This is a genomic window from Sphingomonas adhaesiva, from assembly GCF_036946125.1.
Lineage (GTDB): Bacteria > Pseudomonadota > Alphaproteobacteria > Sphingomonadales > Sphingomonadaceae > Sphingomonas > Sphingomonas adhaesiva_A.
The window spans coordinates 214115-232837 of the sequence record NZ_JAQIJT010000002.1; the positions used below are offsets into that span (position 1 = coordinate 214115).

Sequence of the window (18723 nt, forward strand, 5' to 3'; positions counted from 1 at the left end):
CAGCCGATTACTTGGCGTTCTCGGCCGCTTCCTCACCAGCCTCACGGACGTTGTCCGCGGCAGCCGCCAGGTTCTCCGACGCCGCCTCGGCATTGTCCTCGGCGAACGGGTTGGCGGTGGTGTTCGAGACGTCGGCCAGGTTGTCGGCCATCGCGTCGAGGTTGTCGGCGACCATGTCGGCGTTGTTCTCGACCGGAGTCTCGGTCTTCGAGCAAGCGGCGACCGACATCAGGCCAGCGGCGGCGGCAACGAGCAGGATCTTCTTCATAGGGATGCTCCCAAGCAGCATAAACCAATCGCGCCCGACCCCAACGCCGTCGCGAACGCTCGCAATACCCTACCGATTACGGGGGTCAATCGTAAAATTCATCATTCAGAAAGGTTGCGGCGAACCGAATATACCCGTCGCGACACATCACCGTCCCGTCGCAGGAAGGAAGATGCGCGCCAGAGGTCGCGCGATCAGGGGCGGGAGACCGGCCCGATCTCCTCCGGCGCGTCGGCGACGATCGCCAGCATCGTGGTCCATGCCGCGACGTTCTGGCGCAGCGCTTCCGGCTCGACGCGGTCGAGCGTGTCGTCGGGGGTGTGATGGATGTCGAAATAGTGCAGCCCCGACTGGTTGAGGTCGATGCCGGCCACCCCGGTGCGGATCGTCGGTCCGATGTCGGCGCCGTCACCGCCGCCGCCCGCGCCCCGCACGATCCCCAGCGGCGCCAGCGCGCTGGCGAGGCGGTCCGCGACGGCGGAGGCGGTGGCGGGCAGCGTCGCCTGGAAGCGCCAGACGCGGTCCGCGCCGAAATCGCTCTCGGCCGCGGCGGCATGGCGCTCGCCACCGTGACGCCTCTGATAGTCGCGGCCGCCATAGCCGCCGACCTCCTCCGCACCGAACCAGACGACGCGGATCGTGCGCCGCGGGCGCCGGCCGCTGTCGAGGATGCGCTTGGCGGCGGCAGCGGTGATTGCGACCCCGCTGGCGTCGTCGATCGCCCCGGTGGCGAGGTCCCAGCTGTCGAGATGCCCGCCGATCAGCACCACGCCCGCGCTGGGATCGGTGCCGGGCACCTCGGCGACGACATTGCCCGATTCACGCGTGCCGATCTGCCTGGGCGTCAGCAGCAGCCGCATCCGCAGCGGTGCCCCGCGCGCCGCCAGCCGCTCGATCAGCTCGGCATCGGGCACCGACAGCGCGGCCGCGGGGATCGGGGTCACGCCCTCGGGAAAATTGGTGGTGCCCGTGTGCGGCAGGCGGTGACGATCGGTCCCGATCGAGCGGATCACGATCGCCGCCGCGCCCTTGCGCGCGGCCAGCGCCGGACCGACGAAGCGCGCCGCGCCCGAGACGCCGTAGCTGGAGCCGTCCTGCGTCGGTGCCATCGCATTGCCGACATAGGCGATCTTGCCGGTCAGGCTGCCGTCCGCGGCACGCGCGAGGTCGCCGTAGGTCGGGAAGACGACGATCTCGGCGGTCATGCCCTTCGCCGGGGTGGCGCCGGAATTGCCCAGCGCGGTTAGGTGCAGCTTCTGCGGCACGGGGGCGACGATCTCGCCCTCCTCGTCGCCGCGCACCCATACCGGCATCGGATAGGTTTCGATCGCCACGTTGGAAAAGCCGAGCGCCGTCAGCTTCGCCTTGGCCCAGGTGCGGGCGCGCGCCTCCGCCTCGGTGCCGGCCATGCGCTGTCCCACCTCGGTCGTCAGCCCCTCGACGATGGCATAGGCGACATCGTCCTTCAGCGCGGCATCGCGCAGCGCGGCCACCTGCGGATCCACCGCCGCGGGGGCGGGCGGGGCGGTGCGCTGCGCCCATGCGGGAACGGCGATGACGGCGGCGGAGGCGGCGAGCGCCGGCAGAAGGCGATGGATCATGTCCCTTCGCGTATCGGCTGGCGCGGCGTTTGCCAACGCCGCGCGCGCGCCCTACATGCGGCGGAACTTTTCGCAGCATCGCAGTACGGAGCACGCAGCCCCCCATGGCCGTCCAGTATACCTATGTCATGAAGGGTCTGACGAAGACCTTCCCCGGCGCCAACAAGCCCGTCCTCAACAACATCCACCTGCAATTCATCCCCGGCGCGAAGATCGCGATCATCGGCCCCAACGGCGCGGGCAAGTCCACGCTGATGAAGGTGATGGCCGGCATGGACACCGAGTTCCAGGGCGAGGCCTGGGCCGCGGAGGGGGTGCGCGTCGGCTATCTGGCGCAGGAGCCGCAGCTCGATCCGTCGAAGGACGTGATGGGCAACGTCAAGGACGGCGTGCGCCCGGTCGCTGACCTGGTCGACCGCTTCAACGCGATCTCGGCGGAAATGGGCGATCCGAAGGACGATACCGACTTCGACGCGCTGATGGAGGAGATGGGCGACCTTCAGGCGAAGATCGACGCGGTGGACGGCTGGACGCTCGACAACCAGCTGGAGGTCGCGATGGAGGCGTTGCGCTGCCCGCCGGGCGACGCCGACGTCAGCAAGCTGTCGGGCGGCGAGCGCCGCCGCGTCGCGCTGTGCCGGCTGCTGCTGGAGAAGCCCGACATCCTGCTGCTCGACGAGCCGACCAACCACCTCGACGCCGAAAGCGTGGCGTGGCTGGAAAATTTCCTGAAGGAATATACCGGCAACGTCATCCTCGTCACCCACGACCGCTACTTCCTGGATAATGTGGTGAACTGGGTGCTCGAGCTCGATCGCGGGCGCTACTACACTTACGAGTCGAACTATTCCGGCTATCTGGAGAAGAAGGCCAAGCGGCTCGAGCAGGAGGAGCGCGAGGAAGCGGGCAAGCAGCGCGCGATCGCGGACGAGCTGGCGTGGATGCGCCAGACCCCCAAGGCGCGTCAGACCAAGTCGAAGGCGCGTATCCGCGCGTTCGACGAGCTGATGGCCAAGCAGGAGAACCGCGTCGCGGGCAAGGCGCAGATCCTGATCCAGCTGCCCGAGCGGCTGGGCGGCAAGGTGATCGAGGCCAAGGGGCTGACCAAGTCCTACGGCGACAAGCTGCTGTTCGAGAATCTCGACTTCACGCTGCCGCCCGGCGGCATCGTCGGCGTGATCGGGCCGAACGGCGCGGGCAAGTCGACCTTGTTCAAGCTCATCACCGGGCAGGAGCAGCCCGATGCCGGGACGATCGAGGTCGGCTCGACGGTGAAGCTCGGCTATGTCGACCAGAGCCGCGACGACCTCGATCCGAACAAGAACGTCTGGCAGGAAATCTCCGACGAGCTGGAGGTCTTCCGCTTCGGCAAGCAGGAGCTGGGGACGCGCGCCTATGTCGGCGCGTTCAACTTCCGCGGCCCCGACCAGCAGAAGAAGGTCGGCCAGCTGTCGGGCGGTGAGCGCAACCGCGTCCACATGGCCAAGATGCTGAAGGAGGGCGGCAACGTCCTGCTGCTCGACGAGCCGACCAACGATCTCGACGTCGAGACGCTGCGCGCGCTGGAAGAGGCGCTGGAGACGTTCGCGGGCTGCGCCGTGGTCATCAGCCACGATCGCTTCTTCCTCGATCGCCTGTGCACCCACATCCTCGCGTTTGAGGGCGACAGCCATGTCGAGTGGTTCGAGGGCAATTACGAAAGCTACGAGGAGGACAAGCGCCGCCGCATGGGCGATGCGGCCGATCGTCCCACGCGGCTGGCCTACAAGAAGCTGACGCGGTGATGCCGCCCGCCTCCGGCCATGGCGACGGCACGCTGTCGCGCTGGCTGGAGGCGAACGGTTACGACGAGCAACCGCGCGGGCCCGACGCGATCGCCGATGTGGCGCGGGTGCGGCGACTGTTGCTGGACGCCGCGCGCGCGGGACATGCGGTCAGCTATTCCGGCCTGCTGCGCGATCTGGGGCATCGCTTCACCCGTCCGAAGATGCGCGCGCTGTGCCGCACGCTGGACGCGATCGACCGGCAGGCCGCGCCGGACGGCGAGCCGCCGCTCGCCGTCCTGGTCGTGCGCGAGGGCGACCGCCTTCCCGGGCAGGGCTGGTGGCTGGGGGCGGCGCAGGCACACGGCTATCGCGGTGCGTGGGAAGGGGCGGAGGCGGTGGCCTTCGTCCGGGCGCAGCAGCAGCGCGCGTTCGACTTCTGGGCGACGCGCTGACGCTGGCGCGGATACAGCCGTCAACGCTCGCAAAAGGACGTTGGTCGACAGGCGTTGACGACCCTTCGCCCACCGCCGACCGCCGGTAAAGGCGGGACCTTTGCGAACGTCCCCACCGTGCTCCTGCGCAGGCAGGAGCCCAGGGTGGCCGTTCCCATCAGGCGTCGTTCTGCCGGGCGCTGGGCCCCTGCCTGCGCAGGAGCACGGCCGGTATGCGGTGCCGCTCGAGGCGGACGCCCACGATCATCACGCTCTAGCGCCGCTCCGCCGCGCTCGCCTCGCGCACGCCGCGAAACTCGCTGCCCTCGCTCCACGCCGGCCATTCTCCCACCTTCGCCAGCCGCGTGCCGATCGTGTGGAACAGGTCGACGTCCGCCGCCGCACCGCGCAGGTCCCAGCGCGCGTCCCAGGTGTCGCAGGTCTTGTGATAGCAGGCCATGTAGTCGTCGAGCCACTTCTGTCCCGCCGCGCGTCCGCCCGTCGTCAGGTCGCTTGCCCCGCCCAGCGCCATGATGAGGAGGGACGGCACGCCGCGCCGCACGACCGAGAAATGGTCGGCACGGTAGAACAGCCCGCGCTCGCTGAACGTCTCGGGCGTGATCGTCCGCCCCTGCGCGCGCGCCGCGTCGCCCAGCAGCGCGTCGAGCGAGGATTGTCCCGCGCCGACGAGCACCACGTCCTTCGCCGGCCCGGCGGTCTGGAGGATGTCGAGCGTCAGGTTCGCGACCGTCTTCACCAGCGGCAGGACGGGGTGGGTGGCGTAATATTCCGATCCCAGCAGCCCGCGCTCCTCGCCGGTCCACAGCGCGAAGACGAGCGAGCGCTCCGGCGCCGGACCGGCCTTGAACAGTCGCGCCAGCTCGACCACGCCCGCGGTGCCCAGCGCATCGTCGTTGGCGCCGGGGCGCAGCGTCCTGCCCGACGCATCCGCCGGCCCCTCGCCATAGGCGTCCCAGTGCGCGGCGAACATCACGCTTTCGTCCGCGCGCTTCGTGCCGGGGATCTTCGCGAGCACGTTGGCACTCTCGACGCGCTCCACCGCCACGTCGGCCGCGGCGGAGAAGGTCGTCTTCATCTCGACCGGGCGGAACGACGCCTGCCGCGCCGCGACGCGCAAGCGGGCGAGGTCCAGCCCCGCGGCGGCGAAGAGGCGGTCGGCGGTGTCGTGTTCGATCCAGCCCTGGAGCGGCACGCGGGGATCGTCGGCACCGCGCACGATGTCGTAATTCTCGCCGTTCGACGCATTGACCGTCGACCAGGGGTAGCCCGCGCCGCCGGTGTCGTGGACGATCAGCGCGGCGGCGGCGCCGCGTCGCGCGGCCTCCTCGAACTTGTAGGTCCAGCGCCCGTAATAGGTCATGCGGCGATCGCCGAAGCGACCCTTCGCCTCGTCGCCCGGCTGCGCCTCGAAATCGGGGTCGTTGACCAGGAAGACGACCGTCTTGCCGCGGACGTCCACGTCCTTGAAATCGTCCCATTTCGCCTCGGGCGCGGACACGCCGTAACCGACGAAGACCATCGGGGAATCGGCGATCGACACCGCGGGCGCGGCGCGAACCGTCGTCACCGCGATCTCGCGCCCCTGCGCCAGCGGCGTGTCGCCGATGTGCATCGTCGCCCCATCGGCGATGCGGGTATGGACCAGCGGCACCTTTTGCAGCCACTGCCCGTCCGGCCCCGCCGGCGACAGCCCCAGCGCCCTGAAGCGGGCGATCAGCCAGTCGAGCGTCTTCGTCTCCCCCGGCGTACCCGGCGCGCGCCCGCCGAAGTCCGGCGCGGCGAGCGTGCGGACATCGCGCGACAGGCGCGCGGGGTCGGCGGTCCGTGCGGCGGCGGGCGCGGCGATCAGCGCGGCGGACATCAGGCAGAGGGCGACGCGCATGTATCGACGATCCTTATTCTTTCCAGCGGACATAGACGTGGTTCTCGCGCCGGTCGACGTCGATCGACGGGATCGCGTCGACCAGGTCGGACAGCCGCTTGAACCCGTAGTTGCGCACGTCGAAGCTGGAGCGGTTGGCGGCGCGCTGCCCCAATGCGGACAGGCCGACGAACCCCTTCGCATCGGGCTTGAGCGATTCGTAGGCGTCGTGGAGCAGATGGAGCAGTTCGGGGTCGTCGACCGTCCCCGTGGCCGCGCCCGTCGCCTGGGCAGGCGCGGGCGCCGACACCGCCGCGCCGATCGCGGGCGGGACCGACTGGTCGAAGGGGACGGCGACGCGCCGCGCGCGCTGCGGCTTGGTCGTCTCCAGCAGCGCGTTGACGTCGATGAAGCGGGTGCAGGCGTTGCGGAAGCCCGCCGGGGTATTGGCATTGCCGAAGCCGTAGACGTCGAGCCCGTCCTGACGGATCCGCGTGGCCAGCGGCATGAAGTCGCTGTCCGACGACATGATCCCGAACGCATCGACCCGCCCGCGGTGGAGCAGGTCCATCGCGTCGATCGTCATCTTCATGTCGGTGGCGTTCTTGCCCTTGGTCAGGTCGAACTGCTGCTGCGGTTCGATGCCGTGCTTGACCGTCATGTCGCGCCATCCCTTTAGCGCGTCCTTCGACCAGTTGCCGTACACGCGGCGGATGTTGACGCTGCCGAACTCGGCGAGCGCGGTCAGCACCGGGTCGAGTGCGTGCCAGGACGCATTGTCGGCATCGATCAGCAGGGCGATGTTGCGGGTGGGCGTGTCGTCGGAGGCCATGGCGGATGCATCGTCCGACAGGGCCCTCCCGTCAATCGTCGGCCGGTGGGCGCGGTGTTCGTCACCCGGTCGGATAGGCGATCGCGACGATCTCATATTCGCGCTCACCCGCGGGCAGCACGACGCGCCGCAGGTCGCCCACCGCCGCGCCGCGCAGCGCGCGGGCCAGCGGCGCGTTCCACCCGACGCGGCCCGCACCGGCATCCGCCTCGTCGTCGCCGACCAGCGTCAGGACCCGCTCGTCGTCGTTCTCGTCCGCGATCGTCACGGTGGCGCCGAACCACACGCGGTCGCGGTCCTGCTGCTGCGCGGGGTCGACGACCTTCGCCGCCTTCATCCGCCGCGCCAGCCAGCCCAGCCGCCGGTCGATCTCGCGCAGCCGCTTGCGGCCGTAGATATAGTCGCCGTTCTCCGAGCGATCCCCGTTCCCCGCCGCCCAGGAAATCGTCTCCACCAGCGCGGGCCGCTCGGTCGCGAACAGCTGCTCATACTCGGCCCGCAACGCGGCATAGCCCGCGGGAGTGATGTGGTTGGGGCGGTCGGTCATTCGGCGGCGGTAGGCGTCTGCGGCGGGGGCGGGAAGGGGATTCACGCGGAGGCGCGGAGGCGCGGGGAGAAGGAGTGATTGTTCGCGCAGAGTGCGCAGAGGACGCGGAGAAGAAGAGAGAGGGTGTGGGATGGACCTCCGCCGTCGCGCCGGCGGCGGCAAGCCGTTCCTTGCCTCCCGGTCGCCAGGTCCGGAGCGCATCACCTCTGCGCCTTCTGCGTGCTCTGCGCGAACAACCCTCCACGCCTCCGCGTGAACCTCATCCCCCGCGCGACCGCCCCAGATACCAGCTGAGATTGTTCGGCCCGCGGCTCTTCGCGCGCGGCGGGTTCATCAGGTCGTAGACGACGGCATTCTCCAGCACGCGCTGGACGTAGTTGCGCGTCTCGCCGAACGGGATCGCCTCCACCCAGTCGACGGCATCCACCGCGCCGGTGCGGGGGTCGCCGTTGGCGCGGAGCCACTTGTTCACATTGCCCGGCCCGGCATTATAGGCCGCGATCGCCAGCGGATAGCTGCCGTATAGCGCGAAGATGCGCTGGAAATAGCTGGAGCCCAGCTGGATGTTGTAGCTCGTATCGCCGGTCAGCCGCGCCGGATCGTAGGGCAGGCCGAGCTTGCCCGCCTGTTCGCGCGCGGTGCCCGGCATAAGCTGCATCAATCCGCTGGCGCCCACGGGGCTTCGCGCGGCGCGGTCGAACTGGCTTTCCTGCCGCGCCACCGCGTGGATCAGCGTCCACTGATCCTCATACCCCGCGGGCACCGCGACCGTGGGAAAGCCGTTGCGGCTGTATTCCGTCAGCCCGTTCTGCATCGCGCTGCGCCCGACCAGCACGCCCAGGTCGGGGCGCGCGAGCGACCGCGACAGCTCGTCGGCGAGGTAATGGTCGGTATCGCTGGTCGCGTCGGTCGCGATCTGGCGGATGAACGCGGTCTGATCCTGATACAGGCCGCTGCCGCCCAGATATTGCGCCGCGCGCACCGTCTCGCGCGCGTAGAAAGCCTGCCGCGCCGCGGGCGCGATGACGGGCGCGGGCGGGGCGGGCGGCGCGATGAGCGGGCGGCCGAGATGCTCCAGCGCGAGCTGGCCGTAATATTGATCGCGGTAGCCCGCGGTCCGCTCGAACAGCGCGGTCGCATCGGGCTGGCGTGCGGCCTCGGCGGCGCGCGCGGCCCAGTAGAAGCCCTTGGCACGGGTCTGCGGCGACTGGCTGCCGCGGCCGTAGCGCTCGAACATGGCGCGCGCATCCGCCGGGCGGCCGATCTTCATCGCCGCCTGTCCCGCCAGCCAGGCGAGGCTGGTATAATCGTCGCGCTCGCCATAGCCCTTCTGCGACACGTCGGTGCCGGGCGGATAGGCGTCGTCGATCTGGCGCGCGATGTCATAGGCGGTCTGCCACTGGCTGTCGGCGGCGGCGCCGCGCGCGTTGGTCAGCAGCACCTCGTAGAATTTCTCGACATTGCCGGGCAGCGTCATGCCCGTCCGGCTGCGCGCCAGCCACGCGCGCGCGCTGTTCGACGCGCCGCTGTTCCGCAGCCACGTCGCCTTGTCCGCGATATAGCCGGCGTCCCGCGCACCGATCGCGTCGTTCGCGTCCGCCAGCGAGGAGGCGGTGGCCGCGTTGGTGCGAAACGCCAGCCGCACCTCGAACAGGCTGCGCGCGGCGGGGCTGGTCAGCGCCAGCATCCGCACCGCGCTGCCCGTCGCACCCTGCCACAGCAGCGCATCCATGCGGCGGTCGTGATCCGCGGGGGAGAGCGCGGCGGCGAACTGGTTCAGCACGGTCGCCTCGTCCTGCGCCGGCAGATTGCCCAGCCGCCACGCCGTCCGCGCCGCGGCATTCGCCTCCCCGGTGGCGCCGGTGGCCGCATAGGCGCGCGCGCACCCGACCCAGCCCGCGGCGGTCAGCGGCGCGAAGCGGCGGCAGAAGGCGGTCGCGCTCGACGGCGACACGTTGGGGTCGCTCGCCAGCTTGCGCTCGACGATGCGGCGGATCCCGGCCTGCCCCGGCCAGCCGGGGTGCTGCGCGAGGAACGTCGCATAGGTGTCGAAGGGGAGCGCCTCGGTCTGCTGGATCGCCTTCCACGTCGCAATCGGCTGCGCCAGCCCCGGAAGCGGGGTGGCCACCGGGGTCGGGGCGGGGGCGGGATAGGGAACGGGGGTGGGGCCGGCCTGCCCCAGCATCGTGGCGGCGCCCGCCATGGCAACGAAAAGGATCAACGCACCTGCCTTCACTGTTCGACGGACACCATCGGTGGACAGACTAAACTTCTTAGCCGTATCTGCGCTGAACGACCTCCCCCTCTCTTCGGCTCCAGGAGCGGCAACTTATCATGTTTTCCGGTTCCATCCCCGCGCTCGTGACCCCGTTCGATGGCGACGGGGCCTTCGTCGAGACGGCGTACCGCGATCTGATCGAGTGGCAGATCGCCGAGGGGTCGTCCGCGCTCGTGCCCTGCGGCACGACGGGCGAGGCGGCGACCCTGACCAAGGAAGAGCAGTTCGCGATCGTGCGCGTCTGCGTCGAGCAGGCGAAGGGACGGGTGCCGGTGATCGCGGGGGCGGGTTCGAACGACACCCGCGTCGCCGCGGCGAACCTGATCGCGGCGAAGGAAGCCGGCGCCGATGCCGCGCTGATGGTGCCGCCCTATTACAACCGCCCCTCGCAGGAGGGCATCTACCGGCATTTCGCCGCGCTCGCCCCCGCCGCGCCGCTGCCGATCGTGCTCTACAACGTACCCGGCCGCACCGTGACCGACATCCAGCCCGCGACGCTGATCCGCATCGTGCAGGCGTTCCCGCAGGTATTCGTCGCGGTGAAGGATGCCTCCGGCGTGATCCAGCGCGTGTCGGAGCATCGCGCCGCTTTGGGCGAGGGGTTCTGCCAGCTGTCGGGCAACGACGACATGGCGCTGGGCTACAACGCTACCGGGGGCGTCGGCTGCATTTCCGTCACCGCCAACGTCGCGCCGCGGCTGTGCGCCGATTTTCAGGCGGCATGCGCGGCCGGCGACTATGCGCGCGCCCGCGAAATGAACGACCGCCTCTTCGCGCTCCATGTCGCGCTGTTCACCGACGCCTCGCCCGGCCCGGTCAAGTACGCCATGACGAAGGTCCGCCCCGGCTTCCCCGACGGCCTGCGCCTGCCGCTGACCTGGCCATCGGAGGCCAGCCGCGCCGCGGTGGACGCGGGGCTGGCGGCGGCGGGGCTGTAGCGAAGGTGTTCCGGCGAACGCCGGAACCCAGGGCCAGGCAGGGCAACGGACGGCGTCGCGCGTGACCCCGGGCTCCTGCGTCCGCAGGAGCACGGATGCGTCATCTTCCTTTGCCCCGCGCGTCGACAGCCCCTACATCGCCCCCATGCCGCGTCCCAAACCCACCACGTTCGACAAGAAGAAGGTCGTCGCCGAGAACCGCCGCGCGCGGTTCGACTATGCGATCGACACCACCTACGAGGCGGGGATCGTCCTGACCGGGACCGAGGTGAAGAGCTTGCGCTTCGGCGAGGGGTCGATCGCGGAAAGCTATGCCGAGGTGTTGGGCGACGAGGTGTGGCTGGTCAATTCCAACATCCCCGAATTCAGCCACGGCAACCGCTTCAACCACGAACCCAAGCGTCCCCGTAAACTGCTGCTTCATGAGCGCGAGATAAACAACCTGCACGGTGCGGTCGCGCGGGAGGGCATGACGCTCGTCCCGCTCACCGTCTATTTCAACGGGCAGGGGCGCGCGAAGGTGGAGCTGGCATTGGCGAAGGGGCGCAAGGCGCACGACAAGCGCGAGCATATCAAGGAGCGCGACTGGAAGCGCGAGGCGGGTCGCGTCCTGCGGGATCACGGGTGAGGTGGCCTCGCGTCCGATGACCGGATGGGAGCGGATGGCGGCGTGGAGCCGGCGCAACCTGCCGACCCGCGAATCGATGGAGAACAGCCGCCTGCTGCGCCCCGTCGCGCACCGCGTGCTGGCGCCCGAATTGTGGCGCTTCACGCGCCGTTCCGTACCGCGCGGCGTCGCGCTGGGGATGGTGGCCGGCATCCTCTTCCCGGTGGGGCAGATCGCGATCGCGGCGCTCATCGCGCTGCCCTTCCGCGCCAACGTGCCGGTGGCGGCGCTGGTGACGTTCATCACCAACCCGTTCACGACGCCGTTCATCCTGTTCGCCGCCTATCAGGTCGGCGCCTGGCTGCTGCGCTCCAACGCGCCCGCGGTGGCGCAGCCGGTGGCGGAGGCGGCGACGGGCTGGCTGCAATGGCTGTGGGATGCGGGGCCGCCGCTCGTCGTCGGGCTGCTGGTCGTCACCGCGGTCTCCGCCGCGCTCGGCTACGGCATCGCCGCGCTCGGCTGGCGGATGTGGATCGCACGCAAATGGCGGCACCGGCACGACCGGGAATAGGTGGTCCGATCCTTTCGTCGCCCCGGCCTTGAGCGGCACCTTTGCAAAACGGGCGCAACAGCACCGAGCGGATGCCGTGCTCCTGCCTGCGCAGGAGCACGGGGGAGCCTTTTGCAAGGGTCCCGCCCTGAGCCGGGGTCCCGCTTCTTCTGTGACGCGGAAAGGAAGCGGGACCCCGGATCAAGTCCGGGGTGACGGTCGGGCAGACGGACGTCGATCCATCCTAGCGCGTACCGAATCGGCACTCTAAGAGACGGCATCCGGAGGGGGCGGACAACGCCAGAGGATGCCGATCTCGATGCCCAAGTACCCGCGTAAGTTCCTGATGGTCCTGTCTCTCGCCGGCGCCGCGATCCCCGCCGCGATCATCGCCCAGACCGCCACCGACAAACCCGCCTACGGCACCTTCGGCTTCGACGCCGCCGGCATGGATCGCAGCGTGAAGCCGGGCGACGATTTCTATGCCTATGCCAACGGCGCCTGGGCGAAGAACACCGCCATCCCCGCCGACGAAGCGTCCTATGGCGCGTTCAACACGTTGCAGGACCGATCGCGCGAGCAGACGCGCGGACTGCTGGAGGCGGCACCCGATACGAAGATCGGACGTGCCTATGCCACCTATCTGGACACCGCCGCGATCGAGCGCGCCGGGCTGGCGCCGATCGCGCCGTGGCTGGAGAAGGTGAAGGCGCTGCGAGAGGGAGGCGACAGCGCCGGCTATGCCGCGCTGGTGGCGGAGGCGGATCGCAACGGCATCGACGTGCCGTTCGCGGTCGGGGTCGGACAGGACGACAAGGCGCCCGATACCTATATCGTCAGCCTGCGTCAGGCCGGGCTCGGAATGCCCGACCGCGACTATTACCTCTCCGCCGATGCGAAGCTCGCGCAGGCGAAGGCGGCGTATCGGGTGCATCTCGCCAAGATCCTGACGCTGGCGGGGGAGGCGGATGCCGAGGCGCGCGCCGCCGCGATCCTGGCGTTCGAAACCGAGATCGCGAAGGTTCACTGGACCCGCATCGACAGCCGCGACGCCGACAAGCGGTATAACAAGATGACGCTGGCGCAGCTGACCGCCGCGGCGCCCGGGTTCGATTTCGCCACCTACCTGCGCGCCAATCGCACGCCCGCGGACACGCTGCTCGTCGCGCAGCCGAGCGCCGTCACCGGCATCGCCGCGCTGATCGCGCGGACGCCGGTCGCGGTCCTGCGCGACCAGTTGCTGGTGCGCAGCCTGGACGGGTTCGCCGCGGTGCTGCCCGCGGCGTTCGACCGCGAGCGGTTCGCCTTCTTCGACACCGTGCTGAACGGCACGCCGGAGCAGCCGGCCCGGTGGAAGCGCGGCGTCGCCTTCACCTCCGCCGCGCTGTCGGACGAGGTGGCGAAGGTCTATGTCGCGCGCTACTTCCCGCCCGCGACCAAGGCGGCGGCGGACGAGATGGTGCGCAACATCATCGCCGCGATGAACCGTCGCATCGATACGCTGGCGTGGATGGACACGCCGACCAAGGCGAAGGCGCATGCGAAGCTGGCCGCGTTCGTCCCGCGTATCGGCTATCCCGAGCGGTGGCACGATTATGGCGGTCTGGAGATCCGCACCGGCGACGCCTTCGGCAATGCGCTGCGCGCCAACCAGTGGCGCCACGACGACATGGCGTCGCGGCTGGGGCAGCCGATCCGTCGCTGGGAATGGGGCATGACCCCCATGACCGTGAACGCGCAGGCGAATTTCGGGCTGGTCGCCATCACCTTCCCCGCGGCGATCCTGCAACCGCCGTTCTTCGATCCGAACGCGGATGCCGCGGTCAATTACGGGGGGATCGGTGCGGTCATCGGGCATGAGATGAGCCACCATTTCGACGATCAGGGCGCAAAATACGATGCGCAGGGCCGGCTGGTGCAATGGTGGAGCGACGCCGACGTCGCGCGGTTCAAGGCGCTGAGCCAGAAGCTGGTCGCGCAATACGATGCATATGAGCCCCTGCCGGGGATGCACGTGAAGGGCGCGCTGACGCTGGGCGAGAATTCCGCCGATCTGGCCGGGCTGGCGGCGGCGCACGACGCCTATATCGCCTCGCTGAAGGGCGCGAAGCCGCGCGCGATCGATGGTTTCTCCGCGGATCAGCGCTTCTATCTCGGCTGGGCGCAGGTGTGGCGGCGCAATTACCGCGAGGCGAACCTGCGCCAGCGGTTGCTGACCGACCCGCATGCGCCGTCCGAACAGCGGACGTGGATCGTCCGCAACATGGACGCCTGGTACGATGCCTACCGCCCGGTGCCCGCCGACCGCCTGTATCTGGCGCCCGCGGCACGGGTGAAGATCTGGTAGATGGCCTATCGCGCGATCGAGGGGGGCGATGCGCTCAGGAACGGGCGGCGGATCGCGCTGGCCGCGGCCGTGCTGGCCGCGGCGGCGGCGGCCGGGCTGATCCTGTGGCTGGTCGGCGACATCGCGGTGGCGGCCGGGTTCGCCGCCGCCGCGATCGTGCTGGTGGCGGCGGCGGTCGCGGTCGTGGCGCTGCGCCCGGCGCCCGCGGTCGAGCCGTCGGTCGAGCATGACTGGGCGCTGATCCGCGATCTGGCGGAGGCGAGCACGGACGGGGTTGCGGTGACCGACCGCGGCGGGCGGCTGGTCTGCGCCAACGACCGCTACGAGCTGCTGTTCGGCGGCTTCCCCACGCCGCCGTCGGTGCCGCTGGCCGGCGACGGGGCGAGCGACCTGGCGGTGGCGGGCCGCGCGGCCTGGCGCGACGGGCGCGCCACGATCGCGCTGCGCGGTGCGGCGGGCGCGATCGAGGCGACGATCACCCGGGCGGGGCAGCAGCAGGACATGCTGGTCTGGCGCTTCGCCAGCGTCGGCGTGCCCGGGGGGCAGCCCGCGGCGCTGGCGGCCTCGCTCGAGGGATCGCTCGGCGCGCAGCTCGGCGGCTCCGGCATCATGGCCGCGCTGGTGACGGCGGAGGGCTATGTGCTGGCCGCCAATGCGGTGGCGAAGACGCGCGCGACCGGCAGCAGCGACGGCGTGTTGCAGGGGGAGGATCTCGCCCGCTTCCTGACCGAGGGGCCGGGCAACACCGTCCGCTTCGTCGCGGAGGGCGAGAATGCGAACCCGCTGCGGCTGCTCCAGATTCCGCTGCGCGACGATGCCGAGGCGCCGATCCTGGTCGTGATGGTCGATGTCGACAGCTCCATGATGGGGCCGGCCGGCGACATCGAGGGGCTGCTGATGCTGATGCCCTTCGGCGTCGCGCTGGTCGATCGCGAGGGCCGCTTCGTGCAGATGAACCAGGCGTTCGCGCGCGCCGCGGGCGTCGAGCCGGGGCAGCTTCCGGTCTATCCCGGCGACCTTGTGGTGCGCGAGGACAAGGGCGTGGTCGCCGATGCGATCCGCCGCTTCGCGGGCGGGGCGGCGCGATCGACCGATCTGGCGGTGCGGCTGAAGGATCATCCCGACGAGCCGGTGGCGCTGTCGATCGCGGCGGCGCGCGGGATGGGCGAGGCGGCGGTGCTGCTGAGCCTGAAGGACAACAACGAGGAAAACCGCCTGAAGCGGGAGGTGGCGCAGGCGACGAAGATGCAGGCGGTCGGCCAGCTGGCGGGCGGCGTCGCGCACGATTTCAACAATATCCTGACCGCGATCATCGGGCATTGCGACCTGATGCTGATGCGCCATTCGCCCGGCGACAGCGATTACGACGACATCCAGCAGATCCGCGCCAATTCGAACCGCGCGGCCAGCCTGACGCGCCAGCTGCTCGCCTTCAGCCGCCAGCAGACGCTGCGCCCGCAGGTGCTGCAGCTGCCCGACGTCGTCTCCGAAGTGTCCAACCTGCTCAAGCGGTTGATGGGCGAGACGGTGACGATGGAGGTGAAGCACGGCCGCGACCTGGGCGCGGTGCGCGCCGATCCGGGGCAGCTGGAGCAGGTGGTCGTCAACCTGGCGGTCAACGCGCGCGACGCGATGCTGAGCAAAGGGACGGGCGGCAAGCTGACCATCCAGACCCGCTCGGTCCCGATCGCGGAGATCCGCCGGCGCGGCAGCGACATCATGCCGGTCGGCGACTATACCGCGCTGGAGATTTCGGACACCGGCACCGGCATCCCCCCCGACCTGCTCAGCAAGATCTTCGAGCCGTTCTTCACGACGAAGGAGGTGGGCAAGGGCACCGGGCTGGGGCTGTCGACGGTCTACGGCATCGTGAAGCAGTCGGGCGGCTACATCTTCGCCGATTCGAAGCCGGGGCAGGGTGCCACCTTCACCATCTACCTGCCGGTCCACACCGCCACCCCCGGCGATACCCCGGCCGCGACGAAGCCGGCGGCCCGCGCGAAGGCCGGCGGCGACCTGTGGGGCAGCGGCACGATCCTGCTGGTCGAGGACGAGGACATGGTCCGCGCGGTCGCGGAACGCGCGCTGGCGCGGCAGGGCTATACCGTGCTGGCGGCGGAGAACGGCGAGGCGGCGATGGAGCTGCTCGACGGCATCGACCGCCCGACGATCATCATCACCGACGTGATGATGCCGGTGATGGACGGCCCCACGCTCGCGCGCGCGGTGCGGCGCATGTATCCCAACATCCCGATCCTGTTCATGTCGGGCTATGCCGAGGAGCAGCTGCGCCGCTCGATCGACCTCGACAATGTCGCCTTCCTGCCCAAGCCGTTCTCCGTCCAGCAGCTGGCGGAGGCGACGCGCGACGTCCTTTCCACGCAGGGCGGGGTGGCGGGCGCGTAGCGCGAGCGGCGCGAGGCGGTTGCACCGCCGCGCAACCGCGCTATGGCAGGGGGCATGACGATGCGCGTATTGCTGGTCGAAGACGAACCCCTCATCGCGATGATGCTGGAGGATTTTCTGGAAGCGCTGGACAAGGCGCATGCCGGCACCGCGGAGTCGGTGGGGGCGGCGCTGTCGATCGTCGAGAAGGGCGAGTTCGACGCCGCGATCCTGGACGTGAACCTGCGCGGCGGGGAGAAGAGCTTCGCCATCGCCGATGCGCTGGCGGCGAAGGATATTCCGTTCGTCTTCGCGACCGGCGGCGGCGGCGAGGAGATCGCACCCGAGCACCGCGACCGCCCGCGGCTGGCCAAGCCGTTCACGATGGACGGCGTGGAGAAGGCGCTGGCCCAGCTGGGCTGATCCGTCCGACGCATCCGGGGGAGGGGCAGCGCGGAGGCGCTAATATCCTTGCGCCCACCCGCCCTTCCGCGACATAGGCGTGCGCGCCATGACCAACACCTTCGACAAGTCCCGCCTGCCCAGCCGCCACGTGTCGGTGGGCCCCGAGCGTGCCCCGCACCGCAGCTATTATTATGCGATGGGGCTGACCGAGGAGGAGATCGCGCGTCCGTTCGTCGCGCTCGCCTCCGCCGGCAACGACAGCGCGCCGTGCAACACCACGCTGGACGCGCAGGCCGATGCCGCGCGCCGCGGGGTGGAGCAGGGCGGCGGCATGCCGCGCCGCTTCAACACGATCACCGTCACCGACGGCATCGCGATGGGGCACCAGGGGATGAAGTCCTCGCTGGTCAGCCGCGAGGTCATCGCCGATTCGGTCGAGCTGTCGGTGCGCGGCCATTGCTACGACGCGCTCGTCGGCTTCGCGGGGTGCGACAAGTCGCTGCCCGGCATGATGATGGCGATGCTGCGGCTCAACGTGCCGTCGATCTTCGTCTATGGCGGCTCGATCCTGCCCGGCCGGTTCCAGGACCGCGACGTCACCGTGGTCGACGTGTTCGAGGTGGTCGGCAAATATGCCGCCGGCGCCTGCCCGATCGGCGAGGTGCACGCGCTGGAGAAGGTCGCATGCCCCGGCCACGGCGCGTGCGGCGGCCAATATACCGCCAACACCATGGCCTGCGTCGGCGAGGCGATCGGGCTGTCCCTGCCCAACAGCAACATGGTCCCCGCACCCTATACCAGCCGCGAGCAGATCGCGGTCGCGGCGGGCGCGCAGGTGATGGAGCTGCTGGCGCGGAACATCCGCCCGCGCGACATCTGCACCCGCGCCGCGTTCGAGAATGCGGCGCGCATCGTCGCCGCCACCGGCGGCTCGACCAACGGCGCGCTCCATCTGCCCGCGATGGCGCACGAGGCGGGGATCGCGTTCGACCTGTTCGACGTCGCCGAGATCTTCAGGACCACCCCCTATATCGCCGACCTGAAGCCGGGCGGTAAGTACGTCGCCAAGGACATGTACGAGGCGGGCGGCGTCTACATGCTGATGAAGACGCTGCTGGCGGAGGGCTTGCTCCACGGCGACTGCCTGACCGTCACCGGGCGCACGCTGGGCGAGAATATCGACCAGGTGACGTGGAACCCCGACCAGAAGGTGATCTACGACGCGAAGGCGCCGATCACCCCCACCGGCGGCGTCGTCGGGCTGCGCGGCAGCCTGGCCCCCGATGGCGCGATCGTGAAGGTCGCCGGCATGGCGCGGCTCCAGTTCGAGGGGCCGGCGCGCTGCTTCGATTGCGAGGAGGACGCCTTCGCCGCGGTCGAGGCCCGCTCGATCCGCGAGGGCGAGGTGGTCGTGATCCGCTACGAAGGGCCCAAGGGCGGCCCGGGCATGCGCGAGATGCTGTCGACCACCGCCGCGCTCTACGGTCTGGGCATGGGGGAGAAGGTCGCGCTGCTGACCGACGGGCGCTTCTCGGGTGCGACGCGCGGCTTCTGCATCGGCCATGTCGGGCCGGAGGCGGCGGACGGCGGCCCGATCGCGCTGGTCGAGGACGGCGACGCGATCCGCATCGATGCCGAGGCGGGGACGATCGACCTGCTGGTCGCCGACGACGTGCTGGCCGAGCGCCGCATCCGCTGGCAGGGGCGCGTCAACGACTATGGCGCGGGCGCGCTGTGGCGTTATGCGCAAAACGTCGGTCCGGCGTATCAGGGGGCGGTGACCCACCCCGGCGCGGCGGCGGAGCGGCATGTCTACGCGGATATCTGATCGATCCGCGCCCCATCCGTTCGGCCTGAGCGAAGTCGAAGGCCACGGGCGGCGTGGC

At 70.1% G+C, this 18723-nt stretch carries 15 protein-coding genes; 9 read left to right on the top strand and 6 right to left on the bottom strand.

The genetic code is table 11. The annotated features are described in order from the left end of the window. Nucleotides 1-7: 7 nt before the first annotated feature. Entirely contained in the window at nt 8-268 is a 261-nt protein-coding gene (locus PGN23_RS07505; protein WP_335302278.1) for a hypothetical protein, read from the bottom strand. 194 nt (nt 269-462) lie between these two features. Next, entirely contained in the window at nt 463-1869 is a 1407-nt protein-coding gene (locus PGN23_RS07510) for a M20/M25/M40 family metallo-hydrolase (RefSeq protein ID WP_335302279.1), read from the bottom strand. A gap of 104 nt (nt 1870-1973) precedes the next feature. On the opposite strand from PGN23_RS07510, the gene ettA reads away from it, so the two are divergent. Together ettA and PGN23_RS07520 are read left to right on the top strand one after the other, a co-directional pair. Then, on the top strand, nt 1974-3653 hold the full coding sequence (ettA, locus tag PGN23_RS07515; RefSeq protein WP_335302280.1) for an energy-dependent translational throttle protein EttA: 1680 nt from the start codon (nt 1974-1976) through the stop codon (nt 3651-3653). Continuing rightward, nucleotides 3653-4087 carry a ribose-phosphate pyrophosphokinase gene (locus PGN23_RS07520; protein ID WP_335304542.1) on the top strand — a complete coding sequence of 145 codons (435 nt, stop codon included), beginning with the start codon at nt 3653-3655 and terminating at the stop codon, nt 4085-4087. The genes ettA and PGN23_RS07520 overlap by 1 nt, the downstream gene beginning before the upstream one ends. 253 nt (nt 4088-4340) lie before the next feature. Here the strand turns inward: PGN23_RS07520 and PGN23_RS07525 are convergent, their stop codons facing one another. The 4 genes from PGN23_RS07525 to PGN23_RS07540 form a co-directional block, all read right to left on the bottom strand. Then, nucleotides 4341-5969, bottom strand: coding sequence for a M28 family peptidase (locus tag PGN23_RS07525; RefSeq protein WP_335302281.1), 1629 nt, complete (start codon nt 5967-5969; stop codon nt 4341-4343). 13 nt (nt 5970-5982) lie between these two features. Beyond that, on the bottom strand, nt 5983-6780 hold the full coding sequence (locus PGN23_RS07530; RefSeq protein ID WP_335302282.1) for an NYN domain-containing protein: 798 nt from the start codon (nt 6778-6780) through the stop codon (nt 5983-5985). 61 nt (nt 6781-6841) lie between these two features. Further along, a complete protein-coding gene (gene greB / locus PGN23_RS07535) occupies nt 6842-7327 on the bottom strand; it encodes a transcription elongation factor GreB (protein WP_335302283.1) in 486 nt (161 codons plus the stop codon). Nucleotides 7328-7586: 259 nt separating this feature from the next. Further along, entirely contained in the window at nt 7587-9530 is a 1944-nt protein-coding gene (locus PGN23_RS07540; protein ID WP_335304543.1) for a lytic transglycosylase domain-containing protein, read from the bottom strand. A 131-nt stretch (nt 9531-9661) separates the two neighbouring features. Between PGN23_RS07540 and dapA the strand changes: the two genes are divergently transcribed. The 7 genes from dapA to ilvD all read left to right on the top strand — a co-directional run bounded on the left by dapA (nt 9662) and on the right by ilvD (nt 18665). Next, a complete protein-coding gene (gene dapA, locus PGN23_RS07545) occupies nt 9662-10543 on the top strand; it encodes a 4-hydroxy-tetrahydrodipicolinate synthase (protein WP_335302284.1) in 882 nt (293 codons plus the stop codon). A gap of 145 nt (nt 10544-10688) precedes the next feature. Next, nucleotides 10689-11171, top strand: a complete 483-nt coding sequence (smpB, locus tag PGN23_RS07550) for an SsrA-binding protein SmpB (protein WP_335302285.1) — start codon at nt 10689-10691, stop codon at nt 11169-11171. 1 nt (nt 11172) lies between these two features. Continuing rightward, entirely contained in the window at nt 11173-11721 is a 549-nt protein-coding gene (locus PGN23_RS07555; RefSeq protein WP_443019751.1) for a DUF2062 domain-containing protein, read from the top strand. Between the two features lie 298 nt (nt 11722-12019). After that, nucleotides 12020-14047, top strand: coding sequence for a M13 family metallopeptidase (locus tag PGN23_RS07560; RefSeq protein WP_335302286.1), 2028 nt, complete (start codon nt 12020-12022; stop codon nt 14045-14047). Next, a complete protein-coding gene (locus PGN23_RS07565) occupies nt 14048-16453 on the top strand; it encodes an ATP-binding protein (RefSeq protein ID WP_335302287.1) in 2406 nt (801 codons plus the stop codon). A gap of 54 nt (nt 16454-16507) precedes the next feature. Beyond that, nucleotides 16508-16855 carry a response regulator gene (locus tag PGN23_RS07570; protein WP_335302288.1) on the top strand — a complete coding sequence of 116 codons (348 nt, stop codon included), beginning with the start codon at nt 16508-16510 and terminating at the stop codon, nt 16853-16855. Between the two features lie 88 nt (nt 16856-16943). After that, nucleotides 16944-18665 carry a dihydroxy-acid dehydratase gene (ilvD, locus tag PGN23_RS07575; protein ID WP_335302289.1) on the top strand — a complete coding sequence of 574 codons (1722 nt, stop codon included), beginning with the start codon at nt 16944-16946 and terminating at the stop codon, nt 18663-18665. Nucleotides 18666-18723: the final 58 nt, after the last annotated feature.

What these genes read in the sequence shown, in the direction of transcription:
- PGN23_RS07505 (WP_335302278.1), bottom strand. Translation starts at nt 268, where the DNA reads ATGAAGAAGATCCTGCTCGTTGCCGCCGCCGCTGGCCTGATGTCGGTC.
- PGN23_RS07510 (WP_335302279.1), bottom strand. Translation starts at nt 1,869, where the DNA reads ATGATCCATCGCCTTCTGCCGGCGCTCGCCGCCTCCGCCGCCGTCATC.
- ettA (WP_335302280.1), top strand. Translation starts at nt 1,974, where the DNA reads ATGGCCGTCCAGTATACCTATGTCATGAAGGGTCTGACGAAGACCTTC.
- PGN23_RS07520 (WP_335304542.1), top strand. Translation starts at nt 3,653, where the DNA reads ATGCCGCCCGCCTCCGGCCATGGCGACGGCACGCTGTCGCGCTGGCTG.
- PGN23_RS07525 (WP_335302281.1), bottom strand. Translation starts at nt 5,969, where the DNA reads ATGCGCGTCGCCCTCTGCCTGATGTCCGCCGCGCTGATCGCCGCGCCC.
- PGN23_RS07530 (WP_335302282.1), bottom strand. Translation starts at nt 6,780, where the DNA reads ATGGCCTCCGACGACACGCCCACCCGCAACATCGCCCTGCTGATCGAT.
- greB (WP_335302283.1), bottom strand. Translation starts at nt 7,327, where the DNA reads ATGACCGACCGCCCCAACCACATCACTCCCGCGGGCTATGCCGCGTTG.
- PGN23_RS07540 (WP_335304543.1), bottom strand. Translation starts at nt 9,530, where the DNA reads ATGGCGGGCGCCGCCACGATGCTGGGGCAGGCCGGCCCCACCCCCGTT.
- dapA (WP_335302284.1), top strand. Translation starts at nt 9,662, where the DNA reads ATGTTTTCCGGTTCCATCCCCGCGCTCGTGACCCCGTTCGATGGCGAC.
- smpB (WP_335302285.1), top strand. Translation starts at nt 10,689, where the DNA reads ATGCCGCGTCCCAAACCCACCACGTTCGACAAGAAGAAGGTCGTCGCC.
- PGN23_RS07560 (WP_335302286.1), top strand. Translation starts at nt 12,020, where the DNA reads ATGCCCAAGTACCCGCGTAAGTTCCTGATGGTCCTGTCTCTCGCCGGC.
- PGN23_RS07565 (WP_335302287.1), top strand. Translation starts at nt 14,048, where the DNA reads ATGGCCTATCGCGCGATCGAGGGGGGCGATGCGCTCAGGAACGGGCGG.
- PGN23_RS07570 (WP_335302288.1), top strand. Translation starts at nt 16,508, where the DNA reads ATGACGATGCGCGTATTGCTGGTCGAAGACGAACCCCTCATCGCGATG.
- ilvD (WP_335302289.1), top strand. Translation starts at nt 16,944, where the DNA reads ATGACCAACACCTTCGACAAGTCCCGCCTGCCCAGCCGCCACGTGTCG.